Below are 8,749 nucleotides of genomic sequence, written 5' to 3' on the forward strand. Positions count from 1 at the left end.
TCGTGAGACAGTTCGGTCCCTATCTGCCGTGGGCGTTGGAGAATTGAAGGGGGCTGCTCCTAGTACGAGAGGACCGGAGTGGACGAACCTCTGGTGTTCGGGTTGTCACGCCAGTGGCATTGCCCGGTAGCTAAGTTCGGAATTGATAAGCGCTGAAAGCATCTAAGCGCGAAGCGAGCCCTGAGATGAGTTCTCCCTGGCACTATAAGTGTCCTAAAGGGTTGTTCGAGACTAGAACGTTGATAGGCAGGGTGTGTAAGCGCTGTGAGGCGTTGAGCTAACCTGTACTAATTGCCCGTGAGGCTTAACCATACAACACCCAAGGGGTTTTGGTGGACTCAAAGAAGTGCATTGAATGTGTAGAGAATGAAAAACAGCTTTCCGAATTAACCAAATTTGCTTGGCGACCATAGCGTTTTGGACCCACCTGATCCCATGCCGAACTCAGAAGTGAAACGAAACAGCGTCGATGGTAGTGTGGGGTCTCCCCATGTGAGAGTAGAACATCGCCAGGCTTTAATTTCTACTTCTTCTTACGAGAAGAAGTCACTCTAGCGCTGATAATAAGCGGACTAGCAGTTTAAAAATAGATCTGCTGATATAGCTCAGGCGGTAGAGCGCATCCTTGGTAAGGATGAGGTCCCCAGTTCGATTCTGGGTATCAGCACCAGTGATTCAATAGCATTAGCTATAAAAATTCACTTGGCGACCATAGCGTTTTGGACCCACCTGATTCCATGCCGAACTCAGAAGTGAAACGAAACAGCGTCGATGGTAGTGTGGGGTCTCCCCATGTGAGAGTAGAACATCGCCAGGTACTCATTTAAAAAGCCTCTGTAGCAATACAGAGGCTTTTTGCTATTTGCTATTTAGTCGCCAGTCATACTCATAACGGATTGTTCCACGATAGGTGGTAAGTTCTGGACGATACAGCGAAAGATGAGCCATCAACTCTACTTGAGAACCAAAATCATCGGCATACCATTGATAGATGGAAGATAGAATAAGCTGGTCTTTGGTTATCTTGGCACCTTTCTCGCTGTTGATAAATTCATGGGTAGATTTCTCAAGTAATCGATCGATATTCTGCGCCGTAAAGGCTTCACTTTGCAGGTTTGGGCAACCGAGACTAGCACAATTAACGACGTAGTGAATTCTAGGATCTTGCCATATTGGTCTTAAAATTCGATGTTCAATATCATTAAGAGTGAGTTTTTGACTGGCGATCTCTAATAATGGTAGGTTCCAAGGACCAAACCGAAACCACCCTCCGATTTTAGTGATTGACGAGACTGGATAGTGCTCAAGAATGATATTAACGGTTAAGGCGTTGTACAAGTTTATCCAGTAAGCATATTGCTGCTGCTTGTTTAATGTTCTCGGATCCAATCTTGCCAATTGGTTAATATAAGTCTGTAATTTTTCTCGGTCGGAGATTTCTACATTGGCGTAATCGAAAAGGGTGTGCATACCTTGTTGAGAAAGATAGCGATCGAGAAGTTGTTGCCATGCTTGATGAGATACCTCTTGTGTATTAGCTTCATTACTTTGATTCCAAAAATCCCATAATTCTGATTTAGGCGCAGCACTAATCGATAATGACCAGGACAAGGATAAGAGTGATAGTAAAAATTTCATAGGTTCCTTGGTGAAAGTGAAATAAGTAGGATGATGTTGGAAAATAGTGTCGGTAATATTCGAAGATAGCCATGGATATTGAACAATAAAATTAGGGCTGTATGATCAGCCCTAATTTTATTTGTCGGATTTAAGCTAGAAAATGCGGTATCTTGGCTTCATATTCGGCGATTTTAGCTTCATGTTGCAGCGTTAAACCAATATTGTCTAATCCATTGAGTAAGCAGTGTCGACGAAAATCATCGATTTCAAAGCAGTAGGTTTTGTTGTTGGCGACGACATTGAGCGTTTGCAAATCGACGTCAATCGTTGCTCCTGGTGTGTTCTGAACATAGTGAAACAGCTCCTCTACCTCATGATCGGATAAGCGGACAGGGAGCATCTGATTATTTATTGCATTACCATAAAAAATATCGGCAAAGCTTGGAGCAATGATGACTTTTATCCCGTAATCAGCGAGTGCCCAAGGGGCGTGTTCTCTTGACGAACCACAACCAAAGTTTTCACGTGCGAGTAAGATGCTTGCTCCCTGATAACGAGGTTGATTCATGACAAAATCAGGGTTAGGGGTTAATCCTGCATCATCTAAAAACCGCCAATCATGGAAGAGGTGTTGTCCAAAGCCGATACGATTGACCTTTTGCAAAAACTGCTTTGGGATAATCGCATCGGTATCAATATTGGCTGCATCAAGAGCAACAGCTAAACCAGTGTGTTGTTGAAAACCTGACATATCACTTGCTCCTTATTAGCTAAATTGACGAATGTCGACAAAGTGTCCGGCAATCGCTGCGGCGGCTGCCATCGCAGGGCTGACTAAGTGAGTTCTTCCCGCTCGCCCTTGTCTGCCTTCAAAGTTTCGATTGGATGTCGAAGCACAACGCTCTTCTGGCCCTAAGCGGTCATTATTCATTGCGAGACACATCGAACAGCCGGGTAAACGCCATTCAAACCCTGCATCGAGGAAGATTTTATCGAGACCTTCTGCTTCAGCTTGTGCTTTTACTTGCTCGGAGCCAGGGACTATCAATGCTTGTACATGAGGGGCGACTTTTTTACCTTTTGCAACGGCTGCGGCAGCACGAATGTCTTCGATTCGTGAATTAGTACACGATCCAACAAATACTTTATCGACTTTGTATTCAGATAGTGAGCGGCCTGCTTCTAAGCCCATATAAGCCAGCGCTTTTTCAGCGGATGTTTTTTCGACCGGATCACTAAAGCTCTCTGGTGATGGGATTACCTCATCAACAGCGATAACCTGTCCTGGATTGGTTCCCCAAGTGATTTGTGGTTTTATTTCTGAGGCATCTAAAGTGACGATTGCATCGTATTGTGCATTGGGATCGGTCGTCAGTGTTTTCCAATACTCGACAGCGGCATCAAAATCAGCGCCTTTCGGTGCGAATTTACGTTGTTTAATATAATTAAAGGTTGTTTCATCAGGAGCGATCAGTCCTGCCTTTGCCCCTAATTCAATCGCCATGTTACACACGGTCATGCGTCCTTCCATAGAAAGATCACGAATTGCTTCACCACAGAATTCTACGACATAACCAGTACCTCCGGCAGCGGTTGTTTTGCCGATGATTGCTAGAACAATATCTTTGGCGGTGATGCCAGGAGCCACTTTACCTCGTACTTCGATTTTCATTGTCTTAGCACGGCCTTGCTTCAAGGTTTGGGTTGCTAATACATGTTCAACTTCAGAGGTGCCAATACCAAACGCGAGTGAGCCAAAAGCGCCATGTGTCGCGGTGTGTGAATCCCCACAAACAATCGTCATGCCAGGTAGCGTGATACCAAGTTCTGGGCCCATGACATGGACAATACCTTGATATTTATGGTTTAAATCGTAGAGAGTTACCCCAAATTCAGCGCAGTTTTTTGAGAGGGTTTCCATTTGAATCCGCGCCATTTCCCCTGACGCATTAATATCTTTGGTGGTGGTAGAGACGTTGTGGTCCATGGTCGCGAAGGTTTTGCTGACTTGGCGTACTGGACGACCTTTTTCTCTTAATCCATCAAAGGCTTGTGGTGAGGTTACTTCATGGACCAAATGGCGATCGATGTACAAAATAGGCGTTTCACCGGGGGCGGCAACCACCACATGCGCATCATAAATTTTTTCATATAACGTTTTTGCTGATGACATTGCTTCTTCCTTGAGCTCTTTGAGCTGCATAGTGTGCTCGTATCGTTAACCGAGCACGACTTATTATGAGTGTAAAATATAACCAGCGATTTTATCGCCCATTTCTGAGGTAGAGAGTGCCGGTTTGTTGCCTGCAAGATCCGCCGTCAGTTCTCCGGCGGATAGTGCTTTTGACACGGCATTTTCAATATCTTGTGCTGCTTGTTCTTCACCTAAGCTATAACGTAACATTAATGCAGCAGAAAGAATTTGTGCTACGGGATTGGCAATATTTTTACCGGCAATATCCGGTGCTGATCCACCGGCTGGTTCATAAAGGCCAAAGTTACTCTCATTCAGGCTTGCAGAAGGCAGCATCCCCATTGAACCGGTGATCATTGCACACTCATCGGAGATGATGTCGCCAAAAATATTCGAGCACAACATCACATCAAACTGAGCAGGATCTTTGATAAGTTGCATAGTCGCGTTATCTATATAGAGATGAGAAAGTTCAATATCTGGGTAGTCTTGAGCTACCTGTTCAACCACCTCACGCCATAAAATAGAGCTTTGTAAAACGTTAGCTTTATCTACCGAACAGACTTTTTTACGACGTAAGCGAGCCGATTCAAAAGCAATTTTTGCGATACGTTCGATTTCATAACGATGATAAACTTCAGTATCAAAGGCTTTTTCATTCGCGCCTTCTCCTTCACGTCCTTTCGGCTGTCCAAAATAAATACCGCCAGTCAGCTCACGAACGACCACAATATCAAAGCCTCGCTCAGAAATATCGGCACGCAAAGGTGAAAAGCTCTCTAATCCAGGATGAATTTGTGCAGGGCGCAAATTACAAAATAGCTGGAAATGTTTACGTAAAGGCAGTAATGCACCACGCTCTGGTTGTTCGTTTGGTGGCAGATGCTCCCATTTGGGGCCGCCAACAGAACCAAAAAGTACCGCATCAGCTTCTTCACAGGCATCTAAGGTGCTTTGGGGTAATGGGCATCCATGATTATCAATGGCAATTCCGCCGACATCATGATATTCGCGGCTAAAGGTGAATGAGTACTTTTGTTCAATAGCATCAAGCACTTTTTCGGCTTGTTGCATTACTTCTGGTCCAATTCCATCACCGGGTAAAACAGCAATGCGGTAGTGTTTGTCTGTCATGGTCGTCCTTTATCTATTTGTCTAATTTTTATTGATCTGTGTTTGCGAATCCGTCGTTGCGGGATTTATACCGTGACGACGTTTTTCTTTTGTTTAATTTGGTCAATCTGGTTTGCACGATGAATGCTATTGATCACATGCAGTAGTGCTTGACCTGATGCTTCAACGATATCCGTAGAAACCCCTGTGCCGTGGTATTTTCTATTTTTATAGTTGGCAATAATGTCGGCTTGGCCAAGGCCATCCTCTCCTTCGCCTTTTGCGGTTAAATCGAATTTATCCAAGACTATGTCATAACCTGTGAGACGATAAATACATTGATAGAGCGCATCAACCGGACCATTACCGACGGCGGCTTCGCAATGTTCTTCATCACCACACTTAAGTTTAATTGTGGTGGTGGCCATGACACTGCCAGATTGCACACTAAGATAATTCAACTTATAGAAATCGTCTTCTTCACGTAAATTCGAAAAGTGCATTAAGGCTTCTAAGTCGTAGTCGAATACCTGACCTTTACGATCAGCCAATTTGAGGAAGTCTTCATATAACGCATCTAAATTATACTCATGTTCATGATAGCCCATGGATTCCATATGACTTTTCACGGCCGCCCGACCACTACGACTGGTCAAATTCAGCGCTTGGTTTTTCAAACCAATCGATTCAGGGGTAATGATTTCGTAGGTATTCTTATTTTTTAATACCCCATCTTGATGAATACCCGATGAGTGGCTAAATGCATTCGCTCCAACAATCGCTTTATTGCTTTGGATAGGCATATTACACAGTTGGCTGACTAATTTACTTGTCCGACTGATTTCTTCATGACGAATATTGGTTTTAACGCCTAATAGGTCGTGACGAGTTTTCAATATCATGGCGATTTCTTCTAGGGCACAGTTACCAGCACGTTCACCGATACCATTGATCGTGCCTTCTATCTGCCTTGCACCGGCTTGAACCGCTGCAATCGAGTTGGCAACCGACATGCCTAAGTCATCATGACAATGAACAGAAATGATCGCCTTGTCGATGTTGGGAACACGATTAAATAAGGTTTGAATGATGCCACCAAACTCGCTAGGTACGGTATAGCCAACCGTATCGGGAATATTAATGGTACGTGCTCCAGCATTGATCGCTGCTTCTACCATGCGACAAAGGTTATCTATGGGAGTGCGTCCAGCATCTTCACAGGAAAATTCGACGTCATCGGTATAGTTTCTGGCATGTTTGACGGCTTGCACCGCCATGTCCACCACATCATCGTAACTGCGGCGCAATTTATCTTGTACGTGAATCGTGGATGTTGAAATGAAGGTGTGAATACGAAAAGCGTCGGCGACTTTTAATGCTTCGGCGGCAGCATCGATATCTTTCGCAACGGCACGCGAAAGGGCACAGACTCGGCTATTTTTAATGTGTTTAGCAATGGTTTGGACCGATTCAAAATCACCAGGAGAGGAGACAGGAAATCCGGCTTCGATTATATCAACGCCTAAGCGCTCAAGAGCATAAGCGATTTGTAGCTTTTCTTTGACGGTTAGACTCGCTGATAACGCCTGTTCGCCATCACGTAATGTGGTATCGAAGATAATGACCTGATCACTCATGTTTGCTCCCTGATAGTTGTTGTGCCTGTCGGTTTAATTTAGCTAGACTGATATTTTTGGGGTCTTAGCACTGGATTAAGCCGATGGTTTCTGGTTGACTTCCTGAATATTGATATAAAAAAACCCGCATCTCTGTGCGGGTTCTATGTAATCAGTGTGTTATTTTTCTTCCACAAGCTACCCGCGCGATTGGTTCACGATCAGAAGTAGGCCTAGCAGAAGAGAAATACGTAATATCATTATTAACATTCCACACGATTAAGTTAACAAATTAGTACCGCACTCCACTGAACTCGTCAACCCCTAAATCTATTTTTATTGATTAACGGTGATATTAAGCGATTAGAGTGAGGTCGGTCTGTCATCTATTTTCAAACAAAGGATCACGGTGTTGTCATTTGCCTTACCTATGCTCAATAAACATTGAGTAGATTAAGCAAGGAATAGAGCATGCGCACCATTGAACCACTGATTAAGTTAGATTTAGCTTTATCGACCTATTGTTTACGACATCAAGCGACTTCATCCTTAACGAATGTAAGTAAGGCGGTCTCTCATACGGGAGATGGCCATCTTTATTTAATATTAGGCTTATTGGCTTGGGGGCTTGATAGGAATCATGGTAGTCAATTTCTCATTATTGGTATGGCGGCTTTTGCCATCGAATTACCTATTTATTGGGTGGTGAAAAATGCGGTTCAGCGACGTAGACCACAAGACTATTCGCCTTGTTTTACCGCCTCTATTACTCCCTCTGATCGTTACAGCTTACCCTCAGGCCACACCGCCGCCGCTTTTTTAATGGCGACATTGATAGGGCAGTTTTACCCGAGTCTTTATCCTGCTGCTCTGATTTGGGCAGGATTGATCGGTAGTTCGCGTATTGTATTAGGCGTTCATTTTTTTACAGATGTCGTCGCTGGTGCGTTGTTGGGGTATGGCTCGGCTGTGATAGCGATGATTATTCTCGAGGGGGCATTATTATGAAAATACTTTATGGTGTCCAAGGAACGGGAAATGGGCATATTGCTCGCGCACGCGCGATGAGCAATGCCTTTAAGCAACGCCATATCGAAGTCGACTTCTTGTTTTCTGGTCGAGATGCCCAACACTATTTTTCGATGGAGTGTTTTGGTCATTATCAGACACGGCATGGTTTGACTTTTATTTCTCAGCGAGGAAAGGTGAGTTACTTAAAGACGCTTTGCGCGAATCGTCTTGGGCGATATTACCAAGAGGTAACAAACCTTGATTTAAGTGGCTATGATTTAGTGATCAACGATTTTGAACCAGTGACGGCTTGGGCGGCGAAACAACAAGGGATTACGTCTATTAGCTTAAGTCACCAGAATGCGTTTCGTTATTCAGTACCTATTAAAGGAGCCAGTTGGTTGGACAAATCGATCATGCAGCATTTTTCTCCGGCTAATTATTATCTCGCTTTGCATTGGTACCACTTCAATCAGCCTATTTTGCCGCCGATCATTCATTCGTCAAATCAATCGATTACTAATCAGGGATTTATCTTGGTTTATTTGCCTTTTGAAGACTTGGAACAAGTGTGTGAATTATTGACCCGTTTTACTCACCAATCTTTTATCTGCTATCACCCAGCGATTGAGCAGAGCCTGCAAGTTGATAATCTGCATTTAAAGCCATTGTCTCACCAATCATTTCAGATTGATTTACACCGTTGTTCAGGTGTTATCGCTAATGGTGGGTTTGAATTACCTTCTGAAGCCTTGTCGTTAGGAAAAAAGCTCCTGTTAAAGCCATTAATCGGTCAATTTGAACAACAAAGCAATGTGGCCACTTTAGAGTTGCTTGGACTTGCAGCGAGCATGAACTCATTGGATGCTTTTGTGATCAGTGAATGGCTGAATGAACAAGACATTGAGCGCATACATTACCCCGATGTGGCGGGGGCAATCGTTGACTGGTTGCTTAACGGAAACTGGGCTTGTCACTCGGAATTATCACAACAGCTTTGGAAGCAAGTCGATTTCCCTAATTATGCCGCGTTAAATTAATTCACTAAATTATTCTTACATCGAATGATATTTGTCGTGTGAATATTTTTTTTTTTTTGCGTCTTAAAGTATTCGCGAGGTCAATGTTTTATAAAAAACATCGGAAAATAAACTTTATCTTTTTTTATAAAAAACTAACCAATTGAAATTAAAGG

Annotated in this window: 7 protein-coding genes, 1 tRNA gene and 3 rRNA genes; 6 read left to right on the top strand and 5 right to left on the bottom strand. The window is 43.6% G+C overall.

The genetic code is table 11. From position 1 onward, the window contains the following. The 4 genes from CAG60_RS04730 to rrf (CAG60_RS04745) all read left to right on the top strand — a co-directional run. Positions 1 to 312, top strand: a 23S ribosomal RNA gene (locus tag CAG60_RS04730); the annotation flags it as partial. Between the two features lie 87 nt (positions 313 to 399). Next, positions 400 to 515 (top strand): 5S ribosomal RNA (gene rrf, locus CAG60_RS04735). Between the two features lie 79 nt (positions 516 to 594). Further along, positions 595 to 670: transfer RNA gene (locus tag CAG60_RS04740), tRNA-Thr, on the top strand. A gap of 31 nt (positions 671 to 701) precedes the next feature. After that, positions 702 to 817, top strand: a 5S ribosomal RNA gene (rrf, locus tag CAG60_RS04745). Between the two features lie 41 nt (positions 818 to 858). Here the strand turns inward: rrf (CAG60_RS04745) and CAG60_RS04750 are convergent. The 5 genes from CAG60_RS04750 to leuA all read right to left on the bottom strand — a co-directional run bounded on the left by CAG60_RS04750 (position 859) and on the right by leuA (position 6,564). Further along, positions 859 to 1,638, bottom strand: coding sequence for a DUF547 domain-containing protein (locus CAG60_RS04750; RefSeq protein WP_161438396.1), 780 nt, complete (start codon positions 1,636 to 1,638; stop codon positions 859 to 861). A gap of 130 nt (positions 1,639 to 1,768) precedes the next feature. After that, complete coding sequence (leuD, locus tag CAG60_RS04755; RefSeq protein WP_158138910.1) at positions 1,769 to 2,371, bottom strand: 3-isopropylmalate dehydratase small subunit; 603 nt, start codon at positions 2,369 to 2,371, stop codon at positions 1,769 to 1,771. A 15-nt stretch (positions 2,372 to 2,386) separates the two neighbouring features. Further along, the gene (gene leuC / locus CAG60_RS04760) at positions 2,387 to 3,793 is read right to left on the bottom strand and encodes a 3-isopropylmalate dehydratase large subunit (protein ID WP_161426604.1); all 1,407 of its coding nucleotides are present in this window, start codon (positions 3,791 to 3,793) and stop codon (positions 2,387 to 2,389) included. A gap of 63 nt (positions 3,794 to 3,856) precedes the next feature. After that, positions 3,857 to 4,948: a 3-isopropylmalate dehydrogenase gene (gene leuB / locus CAG60_RS04765; protein ID WP_004394355.1), complete on the bottom strand. Its 1,092-nt coding sequence runs from the start codon at positions 4,946 to 4,948 to the stop codon at positions 3,857 to 3,859. Between the two features lie 65 nt (positions 4,949 to 5,013). Continuing rightward, on the bottom strand, positions 5,014 to 6,564 hold the full coding sequence (gene leuA, locus CAG60_RS04770) for a 2-isopropylmalate synthase (protein ID WP_004394354.1): 1,551 nt from the start codon (positions 6,562 to 6,564) through the stop codon (positions 5,014 to 5,016). A 450-nt stretch (positions 6,565 to 7,014) separates the two neighbouring features. Here leuA and CAG60_RS04775 point away from each other — a divergent pair, with 450 nt between their 5' ends. Together CAG60_RS04775 and CAG60_RS04780 are read left to right on the top strand one after the other, a co-directional pair. Next, the gene (locus tag CAG60_RS04775) at positions 7,015 to 7,551 is read left to right on the top strand and encodes a phosphatase PAP2 family protein (protein WP_161438397.1); all 537 of its coding nucleotides are present in this window, start codon (positions 7,015 to 7,017) and stop codon (positions 7,549 to 7,551) included. Next, complete coding sequence (locus tag CAG60_RS04780; protein ID WP_161429636.1) at positions 7,548 to 8,594, top strand: MJ1255/VC2487 family glycosyltransferase; 1,047 nt, start codon at positions 7,548 to 7,550, stop codon at positions 8,592 to 8,594. The genes CAG60_RS04775 and CAG60_RS04780 overlap by 4 nt, the downstream gene beginning before the upstream one ends. Positions 8,595 to 8,749: the final 155 nt, after the last annotated feature.

Source organism: Vibrio sp. V33_P6A3T137 (genome assembly GCF_009904835.1).
Taxonomy (GTDB): Bacteria; Pseudomonadota; Gammaproteobacteria; order Enterobacterales; family Vibrionaceae; genus Vibrio; species Vibrio metschnikovii.